Raw genomic sequence first — 22,922 nt, forward strand, 5'->3', positions numbered from 1 at the left:
GGGATCTCAGCGTAGACCCGCGTCCGGCGAATGTCTGGCAATCAGCGCCGCGGCGGTGAGGTGCTCCACAGCGCGAGCCCGATCAGCACCGGCTGGAAGAACAACCGGAGCAGCCGCTTCCGGTCGGTGTCGAGGCCGAAGCCGTCCCGCTTGCTGGTGTACTGCGCGACATTGCCTGGGAAGACCGCGACGAAGAAGAGCGCGAGCAGCCTGCCGAAGCGGGCCCGGTCCCGCGAACTCGCGGCGAGCAGCGTGCCGAGGGTGATCTCGACCCCGCCGGAGGCCATCACCACGCCGTCCTCGTCCAGCGGCGTCCAGCTCGGCACCTGGGCGCGGAAGGTCTCCCTTCCCCAGAAGAGGTGGCTGAGCCCGGCGAACACCATGCCGCCCGCCAGCCCGTACCGGACGACGTCCCGAGCGGTCGAAGAAGAGGTCATGCGGGCTGGGCTACCCCGTGCGCGCGGCGCCAACCCGTGGCCTTCGCCGCCGGTTTCCGGGCCCGGAAACCGGACACCCCGCCGATGGAACGCCCCCGACCCGAGAGGAGCACGCGATGCCGGACAGGGACACCATCGCCCAGCTGAACCAGGACATCACCACCGCCGACAACCTCGGTGACACCGAGACCGTCGAGCGGCTGAAGGGTGAACTGGAGAAGGCGAAGCGGGCCGCCGAAACCGGGGACGCGAACCTGGAGTGAGCGCGCGCGGCGGGGCCGGTCCGGCTCCGCCGCACCCGGCAACCCCTGGGCTAGGTTCGGTGGCGACCGTCCGAGAGGGGAGATCCATGCCGGATTACGAGAACCACGCGGGCACCCGCCCCGCCGCCTGGTACGAGGACGCCTCCGCGGGCGCCGGGTCACCCTACGCGGGCCGCCCCGAGCCGGTGCGCGAACACCGCTACGCCACCCTCACCTACGAGGTGACCGACCGCATCGCACGGATCACCTTCGACCGCCCCGAGCACGGCAACGCCATCACCCCGGACACCCCGCTCGATCTCGCGCACGCCGTCGAGCGCGCCGACCTGGACCCGGCGGTGCACGTCATCCTGGTCTCCGGCCGCGGCAAGGGCTTCTGCGGCGGCTACGACCTGGCGCTCTTCGCCGAGCAGTCCGGCTCGGCCGACGACCCGGACTCCACCCTCGGCACCGCGCTCGACCCGATGGTGCAGGCCCGCAACCACAACCCCTGGGGCACCTGGGATCCGGTGCTCGACTACCAGATGATGAGCCGCTTCAACCGCGGTTTCGCCAGCCTGCTGCACGCGAACAAGCCGACCGTCGCCAAGCTGCACGGCTTCGCCATCGCCGGCGGCACCGACATCGCGCTCTACGCCGACCAGATCGTCTGCGCCGACGACACCCGCATCGGCTACCCGCCCACCCGGGTCTGGGGCATCCCCGCCGCGGGCATGTGGGCGCACCGCCTCGGCGACCAGCGCGCCAAGCGACTGCTCTTCACCGGCGACTCGCTGACCGGCGCGCAAGCGGCCGAGTGGGGGCTCGCCGTCGAATCCTGGCCCGCCGCCGAACTCGACGCCCGCACCGAGGATTTCGTCGCCCGGATCGCCCGCATGCCACTGAACCAGCTGGTCATGGCGAAGCTCGCGGTGACGAGTTCGCTGCTCGCCCAGGGCGTCGCCACCTCCGGCATGATCAGCACCGTCTTCGACGGCATCTCCCGGCACACCCGCGAGGGGTACGCCTTCCAGCTCCGCGCCGCCACCGCCGGGTTCCGCGAAGCGGTCCGCGAGCGCGACGAGCCGTTCGGCGACTGGAAGGGGAGCCCCAAGGGCTGACCGCGCCAATTCGATTGCCACCGGCCGCATGCCGCGCCGCCGCCGCCGATTCCCGGGCCGCCCCGGAATCCGGCTGTGCGGAGCGGGGGCAGTGGCGAGTACCGGGCCATCGACCGCCCCGGCGCGACTACCCCTCGGTCGCCACTGTGACCGGGCTCAGCGCTCCGAAATCCCCTCCGCGCGCGCGAAACTCGCCTCCTCCGGGCTGACCAGGCCGAGCAGCGCCAGCGGGCGCTGGGTGACGGTGTTGGTCAGGTAGGTCATGACGATGGCCCAGCGGTTGACCCCGCGCGGCACCGCGAGCGTGTGGTAGGCGCGGGTGACCGCCTTGGCGAGCAACCCGGAGAGCGGGATGCCGAGCGGGTTGGCGACGGCGAAGCGCGGGCCGAGGTCGACGACCAGCCCGAGGTCGCGGTGCCGGTACGGCGCGAAGGTGCCGATCCCCAGGCTGGCGGCGACATTGCGGGCCAGCGTCTTGCCCTGCCGGGAGGCGTGCTGGGCGGTGGGCGGGGTGATCTCGCCGGGCTTGGTCAGATCGGGCACGGCGGCGGCGTCGCCACCGGCGAAGACCGACGGGTGGCCGGGCACGCGCAGCTCGGCGTCGACCACCAGCCTGCCGCGCTCCAGCGGCAGGTCGAGCGTCTCCAGCACGGGGGCGCCGGTCACGCCGGTCACCCAGGCGACGGTGTGCGTCGGCACCTCGGTGCCGTCGGTGAGCACCACCCGGTCGGCGGCGAGCTCGCGCAGCGAGGTCTCCAGCCGGATCTCGATCCCGCGGCCGCGCAGCTCGTGCAGCACCTTCTCGCCGAGTTCGGCGCCGACCTCGGGCATGACCTGCTTCGCGGTGTCGAGCAGCAGGAACCGGAGGTCGGCGCGGTCCAGGCCGCGGCGGCGCGCGTAGTCGTCGGCGAGCGCGCGGAGCTGGGCGATCAATTCGGTGCCGGCGTAGGAGGCGCCGACCACCACGACGGTGCGCCGGGCCCGGCGCACCGCCTCGTCCTCCTCCTGATCGGCCAGCTCCAGCTGCCGCAGCAACTGCTCACGCAGGTAGAGCGCCTCGGCGACGGTCTTCAGGCCGCGGGCGTGCTCGCGCAGCCCCGGTACGTCGAAGAGCCTGGTCACCGAGCCGGGGGTCAGGACGAGGCGATCCCAGGAGAGGGTGCGCGGCGCGTGGTGCTCGCTGGTGACCGTGATCGTGCGGCCCGCCAGGTCGATCGAGTCCGCGCTCGCCACCACCAGCCTGACCTTCGGCAGCGCGTCCGCCAGCGGGATGGCGACGAAGCGCGGGTCGATCAGCCCACCGGCCACATCCGGCAGCAGCGGGGTGTAGAGCATGTAGTCCTGCGGGGTCACCAGCACGATCTCGATGTCACGGCCCGACTTCGCGACCCGCCCGCACAGCTCGCTCGCACAGGTGAAGCCGGCGAATCCGCTGCCGACGACGACGATCCGTTCACGGGTGCTGGTCTCGGGCACGGCGCACCCCTCCTTCGATTCGGTTACCGGGGGCGTTTCCCGGCTGGCGCCGCCGAAACTCAGACGGCCAGCCCGATGGCGAGGATCACGATGCCGAGCAGCGGCGCGACCAGCTGGATCAGCGCGGGCCGCAGCTTGCGCGGGTCGGAGAGCAGCAGCACCAGCCCGGCCGCGACCATGCTGCCCGCGCCGGCGAACACCAGCGTCGCGCCGACCGCCCGATGGTCGAGCGCCACCGCGACGATCCCCGCCACGATCATGAGCGCCAGGAAGAGGTTGTAGAAGCCCTGGTTGAACGCGAGCGGCTTGGTGATCTCGGCGTCCTGGGCATTCACCCCGAAGATGGCCCTCGTGCGCGGTGCGGTCCAGGCCAGCGATTCCAGTTGGAAAATGTACATGTGGATCGCCGCGGCGATTCCGGCCAGGACGAGTCCGGTGACGATCATGGGGCGGCCTCCATCGGTTGCGTGCAGGGCTCCCAGTATGGACGCGGCACGGCCGCGGTAGCGGTATGGCACAGTCGGTGCCGTCGTGGCGCGGTGACGAGGAGGCTGTGGGTGCGGGTCCGGGGTTCGGTGGCCGGGCGGCTCACCGTGGAGGGGTGGTTCCAGCTGGTGCTCGGGCTGATGGTGGTGCTCGTGCTCGCCGGCGCCACCGCGGGTGCCCAGGTGATCGGGCAGACCATAGCGAGCTCGAACCGGCTGATCGACCGGTTGCAGCCCGCCGCCGCCGAGGCGTACCGGCTGCAGGGCGCGCTGCTCAACCAGGAGACCGGGGTGCGCGGCTACGCCATCACCGCCGACCCGCAGTTCCTGCAGCCCTACCAGACCGGCCGCCGGGAGGAGGAGCAGGCCGCCGCCCGGATCCGGGAGCTGGTCGGCGACCGCCCCGAGCTGCTCCGCGACCTCGAGGAGATCGAGCGCGCCGCCGCCGCCTGGCGCGCCGTGCACGCCGAGCCGGTCACCGAGGCCACCACCCCGGAGCGGGCCGCCGCGGTGGCCGCCGCGACGGTGACGCCGAGCAAGGTGGTCTTCGACGGCCTGCGCGACCGGTTCCGCACCCAGAACGCCGACTTCACCGCCGCGCTCGCCGCCGACCGCGCCGACCTCACCCACACCAGGCACGTCCGCAACACCGTGCTGGTCGGCCTGGTGGTGCTCTTCGTGCTGGCCGCGCTGGCGCTCACCGCCATCGTGCGCAGACTGGTCGCGGATCCGCTGCGTGGGCTGAGCGCCGCGTCGCTGAAGGTGGCGGGCGGGGAGTTCGATCACCGTATCGAGGCGCGGGGTCCGTCGGATCTGCGGACGGTGGCCGAGGCGGTGGAGGACATGCGGCGCCGGATCGTGGCGGAGTTGCAGTCCTCGCGGGCGCAGGAGGCGAAGCTGGCCGAGCAGGCGGCGGATCTGGATGCCCAGACCGTGGAGCTGCGGCGGTCGAATCAGGAGCTGGAGCAGTTCGCGTATGTGGCCTCGCACGATCTGCAGGAGCCGCTGCGGAAGGTGGCGTCGTTCTGTCAGCTGCTGGAGAAGCGGTACGGCGATCAGCTCGACGAGCGGGGCAGGCAGTACATCGACTTCGCGGTCGACGGTGCCAAGCGGATGCAGGTGCTGATCAACGATCTGCTCACCTTCTCCCGGGTCGGCCGGGTGGACGACACCACCGTTCCGATCGCGCTGGACGGCCCGCTGGACCGGGCGCTCGGGAACCTCGCCGAGATCGTCGAGCGCGCCGGGGCCACGATCGAGCGGCCCGCGGCGCTGCCCGAGGTGCTCGGCAACCCGACCCTGCTGATCATGCTGTGGCAGAACCTGATCGGCAACGCGGTGAAGTTCGCCGGCCCCGGCGTGCCGCCCGCCGTGCGGATCGAGTACGCCGAGGCGGCGGCGGGGTGGTACGAGTTCGTCGTCTCGGACAACGGGATCGGCGTCGCCCCGGAGTTCGCCGAGAAGATCTTCGTGATCTTCCAGCGGCTGCACAACCGGGAGGAGTACTCCGGCACCGGGATCGGGCTCGCGCTGTGCCGCAAGATCGTCGAGTTCCACGGTGGCCGGATCGCCGTCGACACCGGCTACACCGACGGCGCCCGGTTCCGCTTCACCCTGCCCGCCCCCGGCTGATCAGCGCAGCGCGGCCGCGATCCGGAGCCACTCCTCCCGCGGGAAGACGCGCGGGTCGGCGCGGAGCACCTGCACGCAGACGTGGTCGGCCCCCGCCTCCCGGTGCTCGGCGATCCGGCGCAGCACCGCCTCCTCGTCACCCCAGGCGATGATCGCGTCGAAGAGCCGGTCGCTGACGGTGGCGATGTCCTCCTCGGTGAAACCGGAGCGCAGCAGGTTGTTGGCGTAGTTCGGCAGGGAGAGGTAGCCGCGCAGCCACGGGGTGCCGATCTCGCGCGCCTCGGCGGCATCGCCGGTGAGGATGACGGTCTGCTCCGGCAGCAGCAGCGGGCCCGCGCCGAGCACCTCGCGCGCGGTGCGGGTGTGCTCGGGCAGCACCAGGTAGGGGTGCGCGCCGCGGGTGCGCTCGGCGGCCAGGGCGAGCATCTTCGGGCCGAGCGCGGCGAGCACCATGCGGTCGGCGGGCACCGGGCGCTCGGCGGCGTCCAACCCGTCCAGGAACGCCTTCGTCGCGGCGAGCGGCTTGCGGTAGCGGCCGGGGGACTTCGCGTCGACGAGCGGGGCGTGGCTCACCCCGATGCCGAGCAGGAAGCGGTCGCCGTAGCTCGCCGCGAGCCGGTGGTACGCGGCGGCCACGTCGGCGGGCTCGTGCATCCAGAGGTTGAGGATGCCGGTGGCGATCACCGTCTTCGAGGTGGCACGCAGCAGGTTCTCCACCGCGTCCAGGACCGGTCCGCCGACGTCCGGGATCCAGAGCGCGGAGAAACCCGCCTCCTCCAGCTCGGCCGCGGCCTCCGCTGCCTCGACCGGGTCGCTGTAGCGCAGCGGGGAACTCCAAATTCCGACACCTGAGAGATTCACGGTCGCCATCTTTCACACCGTTCGGTCGCCTCGCCACCCGCGCCGGTCAGGGCGGGGTCGTCGGGGTGGAGGACGGGGTGGTCGTCGGGGGGAGTTCGCGGGCTTCGGGGGGCGGGGTGGTCGTCGTCGTGGTGGCGGGTGCGGGGGCCGGTGGTCCCGGCACGGGTGCGGGGGTCGTCGTGGTGGTCGCCGGGGCGGGGGGTGGTGCGGTGCCCGGTGTCGGCGAGGTGGTCGGGGCGCTCGTGGTCGGGGTGGTCGAGCCGGTGGTGGTAGCGGTGGTGCTGCTCGACGGCGCGGACTGTGCGCGCAACCCCGCGGCCGGGCAGGCCACCGAGGTGGTGGTGACGGTCAGGTTCTGCTGCGCGAACTCGCTGGAGACGGCGGAGCCGTTCGTCGCGCGGATCTCGGCGACGGCGGCGTTGCCGGTGCGCTGGCCGAGATCGAGGTCGGCGACGGCGATCGTGCTGGTCACGTTCTGCCCCGCCTGCGCGGGGCCTGCGATGTTCTGGCGGGTGAGCATGCTGTTGCGGCTGGTGCCGTCGCGCACGATCAGCGTGTAGGTGTACGGGGAGCCCAGGTGCGGCCAGGTGAGGGTCACGCGCGGGGCGGCGTCGGCGCAGGAGACCGAGGCCGGGCCCGGCACGTAGGCCGGGGTGCCGTTCTGCTCGGTGCGCAGCACGCCGCAGTCCAGATCCTCCGGGGTGATCAGCCCGATGAGCAGCACCTGCTGCACGCCGTAGCCGCGCCAGGCGGTGCTCACGGCCCCGGAGGAGACGGGCGGGCCGGGCAGGACGGTGTGCACCTCGAGGTCGTAGAGGTAGGGCAGCGCCAGGCGGGCGGGCAGCCCGGCACCGGTGATCACGAAGCTCACCGTGTCGCCGGCCGCGGCGGGAACCGTGGTCACGTCCCACGTGCGCCAGATCGTGCCGCCGAGATCGCGCAGCACCAGACGGTAGAGGTAGGGGGCGCCGATGTGCCGCCAGCGCATCGTCACCGGGTCCGGCCCGGTCGCGGGCGTCTTCGAGCACGTCACGTAGGAGCCCGTGGAGAACGGCTGATTGATTCGCGGCACGAACTCGGTGCGCGAGGTGAAGGCACCGCTGTTCGCGGCCGCCGCATCGGTGGCGGCGGCCTGCGCCTCCGGGGCACCGGCCGGCCCGGTCGCGGTGACCAGCGCCGCCACCACGACCAGCGGCGCCGCCGCGCGCTTCCCGCCTCCGCCCGGGGCGGTGCGGGGCGGGCGTGGCAGGAACGCGATGGCGAGGAGCAGCCCGGCGAAGGCGCCGCCGAGGAACACCGCGGGCGGGCTCGCGAGCCAGGCCACCGCGTAGCCGAGCTTCTCGACGTGGAGGAAGACCCGCTCCGCCTCGGTCACGGTGTAGGGCTGGGCGTCCTCGGACTCGTTCGCGTCGCCCTTGAGCCGGATGGTCGCGCTGTTGCCGGTGACCGCATCCACCGCGACCACCCGGTGGGTCAGCCGCTCGCCCGCCGCGTTGCGCACCGACACCACGTCGCCGGGGTCGATCTCCGCGGCGTCGATCGTGCGCACCAGCGCCACCGCCCCCGGCCCGATCTCCGGCTCCATCGACCCGGAGCGGAACAGCAGCGGCTTGATCCCGAACAGCAGCGCCGCCGCCGCCGCGATCAGGCAGATCGTCCCCGCCACCGCCCCGGCCGTCAGCGCGATCTGCGCCGGTGTCCGCAAGTCCGGTCGCGCGTGCTTCCCGGCCGGAGCGGACGTTCCGTTCGTGACCCCGGTCGCCGCGGGCACCCCGAACTCGTCTCCGGGACGGGCTCGGGGCGGCGCATCGTCGCGCACGTCCGTCGCACCGGCTACGCCGAAGTAGTCGCTCTCTGCCGCCCGCCCGGCACGGCCCGCCCGCCCGAGCCGACCGCCCGGCCCACTGCCCGCCCCGGTCTCGCCATTCGGTGCGGTTCCACCACGCGCTCCGGCCGGCGCATCCGGAAGGCTCCGTTGCCACGGCGGCCGCCCCGCGGGCACCCCGCTCACGGCTGCCCCGCCGCGGTCGCGGTGAAGGCGAAGCGCACCGACGCCACACTCTGGTTCTGCACGGCGACCGGCGTCGCGGTCGTCAACTGCGCGACCACGCAGAGCGGATCGGTGCCGGTGCGCGCGGCGATCGGCCGCGCCGTCGTCACCAGCGGCGTCGAGCCGCCTGCGGCCAACGTGCCCTGGGCGAGCCGAGTCCCGCTACAGGTTCCGGTGCGCATCCCGTTCGCGGTGGCATTGCTCGCCGCGCCGCCGGGATGGATGGAGAGCTGCAGGTACCCGGCGAGCGCGGCGCTCCCGGCCGGAGTGCTCGCGGCCATGGTGTAGGTCAACGGGATCGTCCCCTTGTTCTGGGCGGTGAGCTGGGCGGCGACGCTCTCGCCCGGCAGCATGCCGGTGAGCGCGAGCGCGGGCAGCGCGAGTTCCTCGGTGCCGTCGACGCGCAGGTCGAGGGTGCCGATGCTGAAGGTGCCCGAGGTGGCGGTGGCCGAATCGCTCCAGGTCGCGAGCGTGCCCGCGGTGCCGAGCCCGAGCACGATGCCGAGTGTCAGCAGCGCGCGCATCCGGGCGCCGGCCCAGTGATTCCCGAGCGCGGTCAGGTATCTCACCGCTCCTCCCGCCTGGCCCGCACCCGGTCCCTGGTATCGGTGGCGAGCGCGAACAGCGCGTACCCGCCGAGCAGCACGATGAGCGCGGCGATGGTGTAGGTCCGCTTCGGCCCGGAGAACCAGTTGTTGACATAGCCGAGGTACGGGATCGAGTACCAGACCGCGCCGCGGATCTGCTCCGGATTCACGATCTGCTCGTCGTCGACCGGGTTGGCGTCGCCCCGGGTGATGAAGCCGATCCGGCCGTCGGCATTGCGCCGGACCTGCACGATCCGGTGCGTCACCACCTCCGGCTGCCCGGACCGGAGCTGATAGGTGATCGGGGTGCCGACCGCGAGGTCGATCGGATCCTCCGGCCGCACCACCACCAGCGTCCCCGGCGGATAGGTCGGCACCATGGACCCGGTCAGGATGGTGTAGCGGTGCCCGCCGACCACCAGCGGCAGCACGATGGTCACCACCAGCAGCGCACCCAGGACGAAGAGCAGCACCCAGGTCAGCACGGACTTCAGCCACCAGCCCGCGCCGGTGGATTCCTCGGGTGGCGCCTCCGGCGCCGTACCACGGTGTGCGTTCACGATGAACTCGCCAGGAAGTCGAAGGTCACGGTCGTGGAGGTGTTCGGGGCGGCGTCCGCGCCGACGGTGGCGCGCACACACCACACGGCGCTCGCGCCCGGCGTGAGCGCCGGCGCCCAGGCCGGTGCACCGGGCACCTGGGCCCCCACCATCGGCCCGCTGTAGAGCGCGGTCCCGCCGGGCGCCGCCGATGCCGGGCAGCCGGATTCCGTGCCCACCAGCCAGATCTGCAGCGTGAGCGGCAGCGCCGCCGAACTCTGCCGCACGTTCTGCAACCGGTAGAACATGGTCACGTCACCCGAGTTGCGGACGGTGAGCGGCTTCTGCACGACGGCGGCCGGGGCCAGGTCGGTGCCGCCGAAGGCGTCGAAGACATAGTTGCTCACCTGGCTCGACGCCCCGCCGACCCGCAGCGCGAGCGTGCCGGAGCGGATGATGTCGCCGCCGATCCGCGACTCGCCACGCCAGTAGGCGCCGGACTGCTCGGCCACCCCGAAGACCAGCAGTACCAGCGCCGCACCGGCGATCGCCCACCATCGCAGCCGTCGCATCGGATCCCTGCTAGGGCGCGGGATTCGTGTTCTGCGTGAGCGTGATCGCCACGGCGTTCAGGGTGACGCTCGCGTTCTGCGCCTCCTTGTCCGGCGTGGTCGGATCGAAGGTGAGCCGGGCCGCGACGGTGACGGTCTGGCCGTCGTTCGCCTCGGTGATCTGCGCGTTCGGCAGCACCGCCCCGCTGCTGCTCGTCGCGGTGAGCGAGGTGTCGATCAACCGGGCCCGCAGCGCGGGATCGCTGCCCGCCGCGAACATCTGGGAGGTGTCCGCGGCGAGCGTTGCCGTGAGGTTGTCGCCGTCCGCGCTGACCGTGGTCGTGCAGGTGTAGCGCAGGGTGTCGCCAGGCACGATCCGGAAGCTGGCGACGTCGACCGGCTCGGCGGTGCCGCCGGTGATGTCCTCCCATCCGGTGGCCCCGACCGGGACGCAGGGGCTGAGCGCCAACTCGCCCGCGGTGATGGTGCCGCCGCCGGACTGCGTGCTGTCCTGCCAGAAGGCCAGACTACCGGCGCCGCCGAGCAATAGGATCGCGGCGGCTCCGGCGGCGAGTGCCGCTTTTCCTCTCTTGTCCATTCGTCCTCATCCTCACGTCGCTGTCGGCTTGGACAATTGCACTTCGACAATGCCCGGGAATTCGGAGGAGCAAACGTATGGCTAATAGCTCCGTCCGGCACCGTAGAGAGAACTGAACGTGCAGTTCAAGCCGTACGGGGATCGCACTGGACACGAGTCGAGCTTCCCCTGCGAAAAGCGGACCGCTAACCAGAATTCGGCGGCCCCTCGACGAATCCTCCAGTCTCGACGGGCCGCCCGTCGGCACACCTCGTCGGTGCTCCCGAGCGGATCGCCGACGAACTCCGCAGGCGCGGGCTCGCCCAGCACGAGTACACGCCGGACACCCTGCGCCACACGTTCTTCGGCGCCGCCGACACGCTCCCGGAGACGCATCCGGCCCGGCGGAACCCGGGGCGTGCGGGGTGCGGCCCGTATCGGTCGTTGCCGCGCCGGAATGTGGGCCCGGCGAACGAAACGGGGCATGTGCAGCGGCCGGGTTCGTGGCAGGCCCACTCGGCGGGGGAGTGCTGCTCTTCGCCCGGCCCGAGGGCCGAGCCGGTTGCCGAAACCTGGGCCCCTGCACGGCCATCCGCTCCGGCGCTCACCGGGCGAGCCGGAGCAACACTCGCGCGAGCGCCGCATCGGCAATAACAATGCCCATACCTGGATATGCGCATCAAACTATGTGAGTGAGCGTCGAACCACGACGGGGTGGTCGTTGCCGGAGCTTGCCGGACTCGTCGAGATGGCCTGGTCGCAGAGCTCTCGCGTGCCATGCGCACCCTGCCGGTCGGCGCCGCGTACGCCGTCTTCACCGGCATCGCCACGATCGTTCGGCACCGCGATCAGCTCACCGTCGGCCGGGTGCTCGCGCTCGGGTCGATCGGGGGCGATCGTGCCGGCGCGGGTCACGAATCCCGGCTGATCCCGGCGAGCGCCGTGATGGCGACGGCGAGCCGGTCGCCGTCGGGGAGCGGGGCGTCGGGGGCGACGGTGTGCAGGAGCCCGAGGCCCTGCGAGAAGACGAAGTGCAGCTCCGCGACGGCCCGCGCCTGATCGGCGGTGAGCTCGGGGTGGGCGTCGCGCAGCGCGTCGGCGAGGTCGCCGAAGCCGCCGTCGAGCATCTCCTGGAAATGCTGCTGCGCCTCGGGGGAGCGGGCGACCCGGACCAGGTTCTCCATGCTGGCGAGCATGGCGGGCCGGTTCGCGGCGAAGGCGGTGGGCATGGCGTTCCAGACGGCGGCGAAGCCGTCCAGCGGGGTGTGTCCGCTGCCCTCGCGGATGCGGTCCTCCATGGCGTCGCCGATGGCGGTGCCGAGTGTGTCGCTGATCGCCTCGGTGATCAGCTGCTCCTTGGAGCCGAAGTGGTAGCCGATCGCCGCGAGGCTGACCCCGGCGGCGGCCGCGATCTCCCGCGCGGTGGCCTTGGCGACGCCGCGCTCCACGATCACCTGCCGTGCGCCGGCCAGCAGGTCTTCCCGATTGCCCATGGGCAGACCGTACACCAGCGTCTTAGACGTTTGTTCTAGACATCCGTGCAAACCTGGCTTATACATATGTCTCAGACGTTCGTTTCAGGGAGAGGTCGGTCATGCAGGTTCTGATCAGCGGTGGCGGTATCGCGGGGAACGCGCTCGCACTCGGGTTGGCGGCGAGGGGAATTCGCCCGACGGTGGTGGAGCGCGCGGCGGCGCCGCGGCCCGGTGGGCAGGCGGTCGATCTGCGCGGGCAGAGCAGCGCGGTGGTGGAGCGGATGGGGCTGTTACCCGCCGTTCGTGAGCGCAGGCTGCACGAGCGCGGCATGGCCTACGTGGACGCGCGGCGCCGGGTCTACGCCAGGATGCCCGCCGAGATGTTCGACGGCGCGGGCCCGGTGGCCGAGCTGGAGATCACCAGGGGCGACCTGAACGACGTGCTGCTCACCGCGCTCGGCGACGGCGCCGAGTACCGCTACGGCGAGTCGATCGCCGCGCTGCACGACGACGGCTCCGGCGTCGACGTCACCTTCGCCTCGGGGCTGTACGGGCGGTACGACCTGGTCGTCGCCGCGGACGGGCTGCACTCCGGCACCAGGGCGCTCGCCTTCGGGCCGGAGGAGCGGTTCGCCACGCACCTCGGCGGCGCCATGTCCTTCTTCACCGTCCCCACCCCGGCCGACGCCGAGCCCGGGTGGTTCTCCCTGCACCCGGCGGTCGGGGTCGCGGTCGGGATCCGCCCGGACGCCGACCCGGCCACCGCCAAGGCGATCGTCACGCTGCGCGCCCCCGCCGATCCGGCGCTGCGCGGCGATCCCGCGGCGCAGCGGGAGCTGTTGCGGCAGAGGCTGACCGGGGTCGGCGGGCACGCGCCGGAGATCCTGGCCGCGCTGCCGGAGACGCCGGACTTCTACTTCGACGAGCTGGTGCGGGTCGACATGCCGTCGCTCTCGGCCGGGCGGGTGACGCTGCTCGGCGACGCCGGGTACTGCGGGTCGCCGCTCACCGGGATGGGCACCGCCATGGCCGTCGTCGGCGCCTACGTGCTCTGCGGCGAGCTCACCGCCGCGCCCGGCGACATCCCCGGCGCGCTGGCTCGCACCGAGCGGGTGCTCGCGCCGCACCTGGAGCGAGCCAAGCAGGTGCCCGGCGGCGGCATCAGGGCCATGGTGCCCGGCTCGAAGACGGCCGTGCGGCTGGCCCGCGCCGCCGCCGGGGTGATGACCTCCCGGGCGGCCCGCCCGCTCGTGCGCCGGATGTTCACCGGAGCGGACGAGGCCGCGGTCCCGGTCTACTGATCCGGCCCGGCCCGGCGATCCTGGAATTTGCTGCAACCCGTACTCACGCCTACTGTGGCCGGTCACAAGATACGTGGGCGTAGGAACTGGATTGCACGGGACCGTCCCGGCTCGCCCGCGGACCCCGGCGCACTCCGATACCGTCTGTCGCCGCACGGTCGGGAGAACGAGACGGTGGGCGAGGAAGGAAAGCGGCGTGGAGGACCTGAGGGGTACCGGGGAGCGCGACACCCGCGCGGCGACGCACGCGGCCTTCCACGTCGTGCTGACGCTGCTCGAGGTCGCGGAGAGATCGGGGATGCCGACGCTGGAGCGGCTGGAGCGCGCGGTGCGCACCTGCGCCCAGCAGGGCATCCCGGCCCCGCGCGTGCTGGACGCGGTGAACGAGGGCATCGACGACGCGCTGCACCGCTGGCCCGGTGCCCGCCGCCCGGCCGCCACCCCGGAGACCGACGACTACCGGGCCGCGCTGCGCGGGGTCATCCTGCGCGGCTACGCCTCCTGACCCTCGGCGGCGCCGGCGAGTGCGATATCGGTCACCTGCGTGATCAACCCCGCACCCCCCGTGGGCATTTCCGCTACGGGTGGAAGGGCGGGATCGGCATGTCGGCGCCGAAGATGTCAGGGATGTCGGTGCTCGGGCGGTCCGGGAAGCGCGCCGGGCGCTTCTCCAGGAACGCGGAGACCCCCTCGCGGGCGTCGGCGCTCGCGCCGCGGGCGAGGATGCCGCGGGTCTCCACCCGGTGCGCGATCATCGGGTGCTCGACGCCGAGCCCGCGCAGCAGCATCTGCCTGGAGAGCGCCACCGAGACCGGCGCGGAGTGCTCGGTCAGCGAGCGGGCCAGCGCATACGCCTCGTCCAGCAACCGATCGACCGGGTAGAGCCGGTAGAGCAGCCCGGCCTCGTGCGCCTCGGCGGCCTCGACGAGGCGGCCGGAGTAGACCCAGTCCAGTGCGGTCTGCAGCGGCACCAGCCGGGGCAGGAACCAGCTGGAGCCGGACTCCGGCACGATGCCGCGCCGGTTGAAGACGAAGCCGATGCGCGCGTTCTCGGCGGCCAGCCGGAAGTCGGCGGCGAGCGTCATGGTGATGCCGACGCCGACCGCGGGGCCGTTGATCGCGGCGATGATCGGCTTGCGCGACTCGAACATCCGCAGCACCACCCGGCCGCCGCCGTCGCGCCAGTCGTCCGGGGCGACGAAGGTGTCGGCGCCGGCCGAGAGGTCGGCGCCCGCGCAGAAGGCGCGGCCGGAGCCGGTGAGCACGACCGCGCGCACGGCGTCGTCGGCGTCGGTGCGATCGAAGGCCTCGATCAGCTCGTTCTCCATCGCCGTGGTGAAGGCGTTCAGTTTGTCCGGGCGGTGCAGCGTGATGGTGGCGATCTCGTCGGTGATCTCGAGGCGAATGTCGGGCATTCGGACAGCATGCCACGACAGCATGTCCGCCCCGGCTGCCCGCGGGCCGGGCTCAACCGGCCAGCGCGGCGTCCACGCTGTCGAAGGTCGGGATCACCTTGACCAGGCCGGTGGCCTCCATCGGCCGGTGCACCGCCCTGGAGGCGGCGATCCGCAGCTCGGCGCCCTCCGACACCTGGATGAGCGCGTTCAGCCCGGCCGAGTCGAAGAACGGGACGGCGGTCAGGTCGGCGATCACGACGCCGGAGCCCGCCTCGGCGAGGGCCTGCTGGAGGCGGGGTGCGGTGATGATGTCGACCTCGCCGCGGGCGGTCACCACGACAGCGGCATCGACCGACCTGACCTCGACGTGGAAATCGCGGGGCGGATCTGTGAAGCGCACGGTGAACCTCTCTCGACGGCGACAGCCGGGCGTGGTCGGATCCGGCGGTGGCCGGTGCCACGCGGGATCCCGCCGCGGGAGATCGCGGGAAGAGTTCGCTTGCGGCTGTGAGCTCAACCGCGTACTCAGCGTATCCCATGGGAAACCGCTTCCCCGGCCGTTGCGCCGGGGGGCGTCGCCGGGAAAACATACCGCAGGAAGGTCACCCGGCGCCGGGCTCGGCTTCGAGGGTGAAGTACACCGTGGTGCCCGCCCCCGGCGCGGATTCCAGCCACAGCCGGCCCCCGTGCCGCTCCACGATCCGGTCCACGATGGCCAGCCCGGCGCCGTGGCCGCCACCGCGCGACTCCCGCGGGTGCAGCCGGCGGAAGAGCCGGAGCACCTCCTTCTGGTCGTCCTCCGGAATGCCGATCCCGTTGTCCCGCACGAAGTACACCGGGACGCGGCCGTCACCGCGCACCCCGATCTCGACCGTGCGCGGCGCCTCGTCCGCGGCGTACTTGGCGGCGTTGACCAGCAGGTTGATCAGGATCTCCTGCAGCCGGTCCGGGTCGGCCGGAACGGTAACCCCCGGCTCGGGCAGCGTGATCGCGACCCGCTGCTCCTCCAGCCTCGCGCCCGCGATCTGCAGCGCGCGCTCGGTGGCGGCGCGCAGCTCGACCGGCTCCCGGCGCAGCTCGCCCTGGCCGAGCTGGGCGAAGTGCAGCAGCGAGTTGATCAGCTCGTCCATCCGGACCGCGAGCGTGCGGATGGTGCCGAGCCTGCGCACGGTGGTCGGATCGAGGCTGTCTCCCGCGTCCTCGCCGATGAAGGTGGCGGAGTTGGAGATGCCGCGCAGCGGCTCCTTGAGCTCGTGCGCGGCGGCGTGCGCGAAGGTGTCCAGATCGTGGTTGACCCTGCGCAGTTCGGTGTTCAACGCGGCGAGCCGGGCGGTGTGCCTGAGCACGACGGTGGTGATGGCGTGGCCGAACTCCTGCACCACGGCCTCGTCCGGGGCGGTCCACGGCACCGAGCAGCCGCGCACCACCGCCTGGTACACCGCCGAGGAGCCGCGCGGGGTGAGCCGCTCACCGCGCGGGCCGAGCCGCACCGGCTGCGCGGGGTCGGTGGCCCAGGTGCGCGCGGCCCTGCGCTCCCGGCGCAGCCAGGCGATGCCGGTGCCCGCGCCGTCCAGCGCGAGGACGAGCGCGCCGCTGAGCGCGGGGGAGAGCGCGGTGAGCTCCGGGTCGTGGTCGCCGAGGCAGCCGCTGCTCCAGACCTGCCCCGGCGCGAGCGCGGGCAGCCGCTGCCACAGCGTCTCCAGCGCGGTCGCGTCGAACTCGGCGGCGTCGCCGTGCGCGATGGTGCGCGCGAGCTCGCCGGTGCTCATGTCGGCGGCGCGCAGCACGACGGCGTCGGCGGGTACCAGCTGGGCCAGCAGCGCGCCGTTGTCCCGCACCGACTGGCCGATGTCGGTGTCCAGCGCGGTGACCAGCTGGGCCAGCGCCTTGCGCGCGGTCTGCCTGGCCCGCGAGGTCTCGGCGTCCTGCAGCGCGGCGAGCTGCAGCGAGAGCATGACCCCGAAGAACTCGCAGGAGGTGCGGACCTCGGGGCTCAGCGTGCGCGGCTCGACGCCGTGGCAGGCGATCAGCCCCCACAGCTCGCCGTCGCGCAGCAGCGACACCGACATGGACGACCGCACCTCGATATTGCGCAGGTACTCCAGGTGGAAGCCGGAGACCGTGCGCAGCGTGGAGTCGGAGAGGTCGAGCGGGGCGCCGGTGTCGGAGAGCAGCGGCGGCACCAGCACCGCGGTGTCGTCGTCCACGTCCTGGATGACCCGGATCCAGTTGCGCTCGTACAGCCTGCGCGCCTGCGGCGGGATGTCGGTGGCCGGGAACCAGAGCCCCTGCCAGGGGTCGAGGCCGTCGGCGACCGACTCCGCGATCACCTCGCCGGGGCCGTCGCGCCCCTCGAAGCGGTAGGCGACCACCCGGTCGTAGCCGGTGAGCGCGCGGATCTCGGTGACCGCCGCGGCGCAGGCGGCGAGCACCGTCCGCGCGTTCTGCAGCCGGGTCAGGGTGCTGCGCAGCCGGGGGTAGAAGCGGGCGAACTGGAACGGCCGCTCGACGGCGGCGGGCTCCAGCTCGATGACGAGCACGCCGTCCGAGCGGTAGACGGTGGCGTCGAACTCGGGGCCGCCGGGCGGAATGTGCAGCCCGAGCAGCCCGCGGTCGCCGGTGGGCGCGCGCAGCGTGTCGTGCACGGCGGCGAGCCCGTCGGAGCCGATCAGCTCCGCCGCCGGGGTGCCGACCAGGCCGGCGGCCGAGCGGCCGAGCACCCGCTCGCTGTTCGAGCCGGCGACCGCGATCACGTCCGCGGCGTCGATGGCGAGCAGCGTGCCGTAGGACTGGATGCCGCCGAGCCGGTGGATCGGCTCGTTGACGCACTGCGACAGGTCGAACGCGGTTCCCGCCGCCCGCTCGGCCGCCAGATCGCGGTCGTCGAGCCGGAACAGGGCGTCGTCATCGGAGAGCGACGTCATCGCAGCTCCTTCCGTATGGGTCGCCGGGTGGAGCAAATGTGGCGGAACCTTACAGTAGGAGTCGGACCGATCGGGGTCCGCCGGAGAGCGGGAGGACGAGCAACCCATGCCGACGACTCCGCGCACCCCGTGGGCGACGCTGCTGCACGCCTCCTGGCGCTCGGCCTTCGACGCCCGCAGCGTCGCCCACCTGCCGGACGAGCTGGTCGGCGGGCTGCTCTCGCTGCCGGGCGTGGTGGCGACCTTCGCCGTCGGCGTCGCCGCCGCCGACGCCGCGGTCGCCGCGCGCTGGGCCGACCGCGACGGCACCGCCGTCGTCCCGGCGACGCTCGCCGCCGAGCTGGCCGCGCGCGCCGCGGAGTGGTATCCCGACCGCGCCGACGGCTCGGCCGAGGCCACCCTGGTCGAGGTCGAACCGACCGAATTGGAAACCCGATCACCCGAACTCGCGGCCAGGCTGACCGCGCTCGGCGTGGCCGCGCTGCTGGTGGCGCCGTACCGCCCGGTGGCGGGGCCGTGCGGACTCGTCGCGCTGGCCACCGTCGCCGCGCACCCGGTGACGCCGGATACCGTGACCGCGCTGCGGCAGGCCCGCGACATCATGATCGCCATCGATCGGCAGGTCGCCGAGCAGCGGGTGCTCGCCGACCGCAGCCTCGCCGATGCCATCCTGGCCGAGGCGTCGCTGCGGATGGGCTCCTCGCTGGAGATCGAGGAGACGCTGCGCGCGGTGGTCAGGATGATCGTGCCCGGCCTTGCCGACGGCGCCGCCGTGCACATCGCCCGCGGCGGGCAGATGGAGCTGGTCGCGGTGGCGCACCTGGACGCGCGCCGGGAGCGCAGCCTCGGCGAGCACCTGCGCGCGGGCCGCTGGGCGGGCGCGCCGGTGGTGCAGCGCGCGGACCGCTCCGGCTGGGAGGACAGCCCGCTGCCCGCCGGGCTCCCGCCCGACGCCAATCTCGACACCACCACGATCTCGGTGCTGCGGGCGCGCGGCCGCGACGTCGGGCTGCTGACCCTGTTCCACCGGCACGGCTCGCCGCGCAGGCCGACGCATGCCTTCCTGCGCAACCTGGCCGGGCGGGCGGCGCTGGCGATCGACAACGCCGCGCTCTACGCCCAGCAGCGCGCCGACGTCATGTCGCTGCAGCAGCACCTGCTCCCGGCCGCGCTGCCGGAGGTGCCGGGGCTGGAGATGGCCACCGCATACCGGGTCGCCGACCACAGCCTCGACGTCGGCGGCGACTTCTACGGCCTGGTGCACGAGCCGGAGCACACACTCACCGCGCTGATGGGCGATGTGTGCGGCCGCGGCGCGCCCGCGGCCGCGCTCACCGGGCTGGCCAGGCACACGCTGGAGACCATCCTGGCCGAGGGGCACAGCCCGGAGCGCGCCTTCGACATCCTGAACACCAAGATGCTGCGCACCGGCGTCAGCCGCTTCCTCACCCTCACCGCGGTCACCCTCGACCTGGCCGCGGGTGGCCGGGAGGGGGTGCCGATCCGGGTGCTCTCCGGCGGGCACCCGGCGCCGCTGATCCTGCGTCGCGGCGGCGAGGTCGAGCAGCCGGACTGCTCCGGGCTGCTCGTGGGGGTCCGCCCGGAGCTGGGGCTGAAACCCTACGACGGCGTGCTGCGCACCGGCGACCTGATCCTGCTCTACACCGACGGCCTCACCGAGGCGCGGGACGCGGACGGCCGGTTCTTCGAGGACGAGCTGCCCGCGACGCTGGCCGGGCTGCGCGACCTCCCCGCCGCCGAGCTCGCCGAGACGCTCGCGGCAGGTGCCGACCGCTACCGGGTCGGTGACGACGCCGCCGTGCTCGCCATCCGGCACCGCGGGGAGCCGTCGTGACCGGGCAACGCCTCGTCCTCGTCATCGAGGACTCCGCCGACGACCGGGAGGCGATCGAGCGCGCGCTGCGCGCCTCGCACCCGGACCTGCTCGTCGAGTTCGTCGCCGACGGCGCGGAGGGGCTGGCCCGGCTGCGCGACACCGGGAGGCCGCGCCCCGCGCTGGTCCTGCTCGACCTGAACATGCCGGGCACCGACGGCTACACCGTGCTGTCCCGGCTCCGGGCGGAGCCCGCGGCCGCGGAGCTCACGGTGGTGGTCTTCACCTCGTCGACGGCGTCCAGTGACATCGACAGGTGTTACGCCGCGGGTGCGGACAGTTATATCTACAAGCCGGTGGATTTCGCCCTGTTCCGGACGGTGCTCCAGGGTGCGGTCGACTACTGGCTGGAGCAGGATCGAGACCACGAGAAGCCGGAAGGGCCGCTGCCACCGGGGTGAGCCGAGACTCAGGTGTGTATCCCGGAAAGACGGGTAGGCCCAGGAATGCCGGTTTCGACGTGAAGAGGAGAGATGGACATATCAGATCGCTCCCCGCGAGCGTTGGAGATCGAGTTCCCCGCGCGCGCGGCCGAACTGGCCGATGTCAGACACGCACTGCGCGACTGGCTCGCGGAGAACACCGCCGACCCGGACCGGGCCTACGACCTGCTGCTCGCCGCCAGTGAGGCGTGCACGAACTCGGTCGAGCACGGCCACCGCGAGGACGGCCGGGTGATCACGCTGCGCGCGGAGGTCGACGGCCGCAAGGTCTGCATCACCATCACCGACGGCGGCACCTGGCACCCGGCCGACGAGGACGCCGATTCGCACCGCGGCCGCGGCCTCATGCTGATCCGGGCACTCGTCCCGGACACCAGGGTGATCGTCGGCGACGCCGGAACGGTTGTCGAGCTGAGCGCCCCGCTGCCCTCCTGAGCAGCGCCTTCCCGGCCTGCCGGTGAACCGGTCCGGGGCGGTCCGCCGCTCACCCCGGCTGACGCCGCACTCCCGAGTCCGGCGCGCGCCTGGCCCACCAGGCCCTGGCCAGCCCGGCGCCGCCGACGGCGAGCCGGCGCGGGATCCCGACCCGCGCCCGCTGCTCGAAGACGGCGAAGTCGCTCGCCTCGATCCGGTCGAGGATCTCCGAGTACAGCGTGAGCGCGGTCGCCACGCAGGCGCGCGAGCGCGGCTGCAGCAGGGCGATGCCGTCGGCCGCCTGCCGGTAGATCGTCCGGGTGAGGCCGTGCTGCTCCGCGAGCGCCCGACGCACCCTCGGGTCGGTGCGGCGGTGCGCCTGGCACCAGAGCAGCAGGTCGCGGTCGACCCCGTGCGCGGCGAGTTCGTCGGCGGGCAGGTAGACGCGGTCGCGGGCCAGGTCCTCGTTCACGTCGCGGAGGAAGTTCGTCAGCTGGAAGGCCTTGCCGAGCGCCGCGGCGTAGGGGGCGGCCTCCGCCTCGTCGCCGACGGTGCCGAGCACCGGGAGCACCTGCAAGCCGATCACCTCGGCCGAGCCGTAGACGTAGCGGTCCAGCGCGGCCCGGTCGGGGTAGTCGGTGATCTCCAGGTCCATCCGCATGGAGGCGAGGAAGTCGTCGAAGAGCGCGTCGGGGATCCTGTAGCCGCTGGCGGTGTGCAGCACGGCGGCGAGCACCGGGTCGGCCTCGGCCGCGCCGGACCGGAACTGCGCCGCGAGCGTCGCCAGCCCCTCGGCGCGCTCGGCGGTGGAGCGTTCGTCGAATTCGTCCAGGATGTCGTCGGCCCGCCGGGCGAAGCCGTAGAGCGCGTGCACGGCGGGGCGCTGGTCGGGGGCGAGCAGCCGGGTGGCGAGGAAGAAGGTCTTGCCGTGCCTGGCGTTCAGCACCCGGCAGGCCCGGTAGGACCCGCGCAGGGCGGTGTCGGTGATGCCTGCGGCGTCGAGTTCGGTGCGGGTCATGGGCGGTCCGATCGGGTTGGCTGCGTGGTTCCGGTGATCCGGTCGGCGGCCAGCCGCCCGGAGATGAGCACCGGCGGGATACCGACGCCGGGCACGGTCGAGCTGCCCGCGAGGACCACGTTGTCCAGGCCGCGGATCATGTTGGCTGGCCGGAACGGGCCGGTCTGGGCGAAGGTGTGGCCGAGCGCGAACGGGCTGCCCGCCAGCATGCCCTGCCTGGCCCAGTCCGCCGGGGTGACCACGCGCAGCAGCTCCGGATTCGGCAGCGGTTCGGGCAGCCTGGCATCGGTGACGGCCAGCACCTCCTCGGCGTAAGCCGGGGCGAAGCGGTCCCAGTTGATCCGGCCGCGGTCCAGGTTCGGGGCCGGTGCCAGCAGGTAGAGCAGGTCGCGGCCGGGCGGGGCGAGCGCCGGATCGCCCGCGGTGGGCCGGGTGAGCAGCAGCGACGGGTCGGTCATCACCCGGCCGTCGGTGATGATGTCGCGGAACGTCTCGTCCCACGCCCCGCCGAAGAGCAGCGAGTGGTGCGGCAGGTCCGGCACCGCGTCGACGCCGAGGTGCAGGATCACCGCCGATGGCGCCGGATCGACCTTGACCGGACGCCGGGAGCGGTGCCCGAGCAGGTCGTAGGTGGTGTGCAGCTCGGTGGTGAGGACGAGCGCGTCGGCGGGCACCCGCTCCCCGTCGGCGGTGCGCACCGCGCGCACCCGACCGCCGTCCCGCTCCACCGCCGAGACGGTGGCGCCGTAGCGGATCTTCACCCCGGCGGCGGTGGCCGCGGCGGCCATCGCGTCCGGCACCGCGCGCATGCCGCCGCGCGGGAACCAGACCCCGGAGATGGTGTCCATGTAGGCGATCACGGCGTACGCGGCCAGCGCCTTGCTCGGCGCGACCCCGGCGTAGAGCGACTGGAAGGTGAAGATGCGGCGCAGGTCCGGATCGGTGATGTGGTCGGCGACGGCCCGGTCCCAGCGCCGGAAGCCGCCCAGCGCCACCAGCTTGGCCAGTGCGGGGGAGACCAGGGAGAGCGGCGAGTCGAAGTTCGACGCGATGAACCCGTCGAACTCGGCCTCGTACAGCCGGCTCAGCCAGGTACGCAGCCGCAGGTAGCCGCCTGCCTGCGCGGGCCCGGCGAACTCGGTGATGGCGGCGGCCATCAGCCCGGGGTCGTGGTGCACGTCCAGCGCCCTGCCGTCGGCGAAGCGGGCCCGGTAGGCCGGGTCGACCCGGTCGAGGGTGAGCCGGTCCGCGGTGCGCTCGCCGACCGCCGCGAAGGCGTCGTCGAGCAGCTCCGGCATGGTGAGCACGGTCGGGCCGGTGTCCAGGTGGTAGCCGGCGATGTCGGCGCGGCCGGCCCGCCCGCCGGGGACGTCGTCGCGCTCGAGCAGGGTGACCTCCCGGCCGCGGCCCGCGAGGTGCATGGCGGTGGTGAGCCCGGCCAGGCCGGCGCCGACCACAACGACACGGTCGGTACGACCGGGAACAGTGCGCATCGTGC

24 protein-coding genes are annotated in these 22,922 nt (G+C 73.1%); 8 read left to right on the forward strand and 16 right to left on the reverse strand.

Annotated features, from left to right (window positions below; translation table 11 throughout):
* Positions 1–41: 41 nt before the first annotated feature.
* On the reverse strand, positions 42–437 hold the full coding sequence (locus ACFO0B_RS26285; protein ID WP_378615412.1) for a DoxX family protein: 396 nt from the start codon (positions 435–437) through the stop codon (positions 42–44).
* Between the two features lie 116 nt (positions 438–553).
* Between ACFO0B_RS26285 and ACFO0B_RS26290 the strand changes: the two genes are divergently transcribed.
* A complete protein-coding gene (locus ACFO0B_RS26290) occupies positions 554–700 on the forward strand; it encodes a hypothetical protein (RefSeq protein ID WP_378615414.1) in 147 nt (48 codons plus the stop codon).
* A gap of 86 nt (positions 701–786) precedes the next feature.
* Positions 787–1,800: a crotonase/enoyl-CoA hydratase family protein gene (locus ACFO0B_RS26295; RefSeq protein ID WP_378615416.1), complete on the forward strand. Its 1,014-nt coding sequence runs from the start codon at positions 787–789 to the stop codon at positions 1,798–1,800.
* Positions 1,801–1,956: 156 nt separating this feature from the next.
* On the opposite strand, the gene ACFO0B_RS26300 is transcribed toward ACFO0B_RS26295, so the two are convergent.
* Complete coding sequence (locus ACFO0B_RS26300; RefSeq protein ID WP_378615418.1) at positions 1,957–3,276, reverse strand: NAD(P)/FAD-dependent oxidoreductase; 1,320 nt, start codon at positions 3,274–3,276, stop codon at positions 1,957–1,959.
* Between the two features lie 59 nt (positions 3,277–3,335).
* Positions 3,336–3,722 carry a DUF1304 domain-containing protein gene (locus tag ACFO0B_RS26305; protein ID WP_378615420.1) on the reverse strand — a complete coding sequence of 129 codons (387 nt, stop codon included), beginning with the start codon at positions 3,720–3,722 and terminating at the stop codon, positions 3,336–3,338.
* 111 nt (positions 3,723–3,833) lie between these two features.
* Between ACFO0B_RS26305 and ACFO0B_RS26310 the strand changes: the two genes are divergently transcribed.
* Positions 3,834–5,393, forward strand: coding sequence for a sensor histidine kinase (locus tag ACFO0B_RS26310; RefSeq protein ID WP_378615422.1), 1,560 nt, complete (start codon positions 3,834–3,836; stop codon positions 5,391–5,393).
* Here the strand turns inward: ACFO0B_RS26310 and ACFO0B_RS26315 are convergent, their stop codons facing one another.
* The 8 genes from ACFO0B_RS26315 to ACFO0B_RS26350 all read right to left on the reverse strand — a co-directional run bounded on the left by ACFO0B_RS26315 (position 5,394) and on the right by ACFO0B_RS26350 (position 12,051).
* Complete coding sequence (locus tag ACFO0B_RS26315) at positions 5,394–6,254, reverse strand: LLM class F420-dependent oxidoreductase (RefSeq protein WP_378615424.1); 861 nt, start codon at positions 6,252–6,254, stop codon at positions 5,394–5,396. It lies immediately after the preceding gene.
* Between the two features lie 46 nt (positions 6,255–6,300).
* Entirely contained in the window at positions 6,301–7,959 is a 1,659-nt protein-coding gene (locus ACFO0B_RS26320; RefSeq protein WP_378615426.1) for a S24/S26 family peptidase, read from the reverse strand.
* A 302-nt stretch (positions 7,960–8,261) separates the two neighbouring features.
* A complete protein-coding gene (locus tag ACFO0B_RS26325) occupies positions 8,262–8,873 on the reverse strand; it encodes a TasA family protein (RefSeq protein WP_378615428.1) in 612 nt (203 codons plus the stop codon).
* Positions 8,870–9,451 (reverse strand): signal peptidase I, encoded by a 582-nt coding sequence (locus tag ACFO0B_RS26330; RefSeq protein WP_378615430.1) that lies wholly within the window; start codon positions 9,449–9,451, stop codon positions 8,870–8,872. Before ACFO0B_RS26330 ends, ACFO0B_RS26325 begins: the two co-directional genes overlap by 4 nt.
* On the reverse strand, positions 9,448–10,002 hold the full coding sequence (locus tag ACFO0B_RS26335; protein ID WP_378615432.1) for a hypothetical protein: 555 nt from the start codon (positions 10,000–10,002) through the stop codon (positions 9,448–9,450). Before ACFO0B_RS26335 ends, ACFO0B_RS26330 begins: the two co-directional genes overlap by 4 nt.
* A 10-nt stretch (positions 10,003–10,012) precedes the next feature.
* On the reverse strand, positions 10,013–10,579 hold the full coding sequence (locus ACFO0B_RS26340; RefSeq protein WP_378615434.1) for an alternate-type signal peptide domain-containing protein: 567 nt from the start codon (positions 10,577–10,579) through the stop codon (positions 10,013–10,015).
* Positions 10,580–11,242: 663 nt separating this feature from the next.
* Positions 11,243–11,473: a hypothetical protein gene (locus tag ACFO0B_RS26345; protein WP_378615436.1), complete on the reverse strand. Its 231-nt coding sequence runs from the start codon at positions 11,471–11,473 to the stop codon at positions 11,243–11,245.
* Positions 11,470–12,051 carry a TetR family transcriptional regulator gene (locus ACFO0B_RS26350; protein ID WP_378615438.1) on the reverse strand — a complete coding sequence of 194 codons (582 nt, stop codon included), beginning with the start codon at positions 12,049–12,051 and terminating at the stop codon, positions 11,470–11,472. Before ACFO0B_RS26350 ends, ACFO0B_RS26345 begins: the two co-directional genes overlap by 4 nt.
* A gap of 101 nt (positions 12,052–12,152) precedes the next feature.
* Here ACFO0B_RS26350 and ACFO0B_RS26355 point away from each other — a divergent pair, with 101 nt between their 5' ends.
* Positions 12,153–13,334, forward strand: a complete 1,182-nt coding sequence (locus ACFO0B_RS26355; RefSeq protein ID WP_378615440.1) for an FAD-dependent monooxygenase — start codon at positions 12,153–12,155, stop codon at positions 13,332–13,334.
* 196 nt (positions 13,335–13,530) lie between these two features.
* Positions 13,531–13,839: a hypothetical protein gene (locus ACFO0B_RS26360; RefSeq protein WP_378615442.1), complete on the forward strand. Its 309-nt coding sequence runs from the start codon at positions 13,531–13,533 to the stop codon at positions 13,837–13,839.
* Positions 13,840–13,912: 73 nt separating this feature from the next.
* Here ACFO0B_RS26360 and ACFO0B_RS26365 read toward each other — a convergent pair whose 3' ends face one another.
* From ACFO0B_RS26365 to ACFO0B_RS26375, 3 genes are all read right to left on the reverse strand, one after another.
* Positions 13,913–14,749, reverse strand: a complete 837-nt coding sequence (locus ACFO0B_RS26365; protein ID WP_378615444.1) for a crotonase/enoyl-CoA hydratase family protein — start codon at positions 14,747–14,749, stop codon at positions 13,913–13,915.
* Between the two features lie 52 nt (positions 14,750–14,801).
* On the reverse strand, positions 14,802–15,131 hold the full coding sequence (locus tag ACFO0B_RS26370; RefSeq protein WP_378615446.1) for an anti-sigma factor antagonist: 330 nt from the start codon (positions 15,129–15,131) through the stop codon (positions 14,802–14,804).
* A gap of 202 nt (positions 15,132–15,333) precedes the next feature.
* On the reverse strand, positions 15,334–17,655 hold the full coding sequence (locus ACFO0B_RS26375) for an ATP-binding protein (protein ID WP_378615448.1): 2,322 nt from the start codon (positions 17,653–17,655) through the stop codon (positions 15,334–15,336).
* 106 nt (positions 17,656–17,761) lie between these two features.
* Between ACFO0B_RS26375 and ACFO0B_RS26380 the strand changes: the two genes are divergently transcribed.
* The 3 genes from ACFO0B_RS26380 to ACFO0B_RS26390 all read left to right on the forward strand — a co-directional run bounded on the left by ACFO0B_RS26380 (position 17,762) and on the right by ACFO0B_RS26390 (position 20,427).
* Positions 17,762–19,510, forward strand: coding sequence for a PP2C family protein-serine/threonine phosphatase (locus tag ACFO0B_RS26380; protein WP_378615450.1), 1,749 nt, complete (start codon positions 17,762–17,764; stop codon positions 19,508–19,510).
* A complete protein-coding gene (locus ACFO0B_RS26385) occupies positions 19,507–19,950 on the forward strand; it encodes a response regulator (protein ID WP_378615452.1) in 444 nt (147 codons plus the stop codon). Before ACFO0B_RS26380 ends, ACFO0B_RS26385 begins: the two co-directional genes overlap by 4 nt.
* Positions 19,951–20,022: 72 nt before the next feature.
* On the forward strand, positions 20,023–20,427 hold the full coding sequence (locus ACFO0B_RS26390) for an ATP-binding protein (protein ID WP_378615454.1): 405 nt from the start codon (positions 20,023–20,025) through the stop codon (positions 20,425–20,427).
* Between the two features lie 49 nt (positions 20,428–20,476).
* On the opposite strand, the gene ACFO0B_RS26395 is transcribed toward ACFO0B_RS26390, so the two are convergent.
* Both ACFO0B_RS26395 and crtI read right to left on the reverse strand, forming a co-directional pair.
* Positions 20,477–21,424: a phytoene/squalene synthase family protein gene (locus ACFO0B_RS26395; protein WP_378615456.1), complete on the reverse strand. Its 948-nt coding sequence runs from the start codon at positions 21,422–21,424 to the stop codon at positions 20,477–20,479.
* On the reverse strand, positions 21,421–22,917 hold the full coding sequence (crtI, locus tag ACFO0B_RS26400; RefSeq protein WP_378615457.1) for a phytoene desaturase family protein: 1,497 nt from the start codon (positions 22,915–22,917) through the stop codon (positions 21,421–21,423). The genes ACFO0B_RS26395 and crtI overlap by 4 nt, the downstream gene beginning before the upstream one ends.
* Positions 22,918–22,922: the final 5 nt, after the last annotated feature.

This window comes from Nocardia jiangsuensis, assembly GCF_042650385.1.
Taxonomy (GTDB): Bacteria; Actinomycetota; Actinomycetes; order Mycobacteriales; family Mycobacteriaceae; genus Nocardia; species Nocardia jiangsuensis.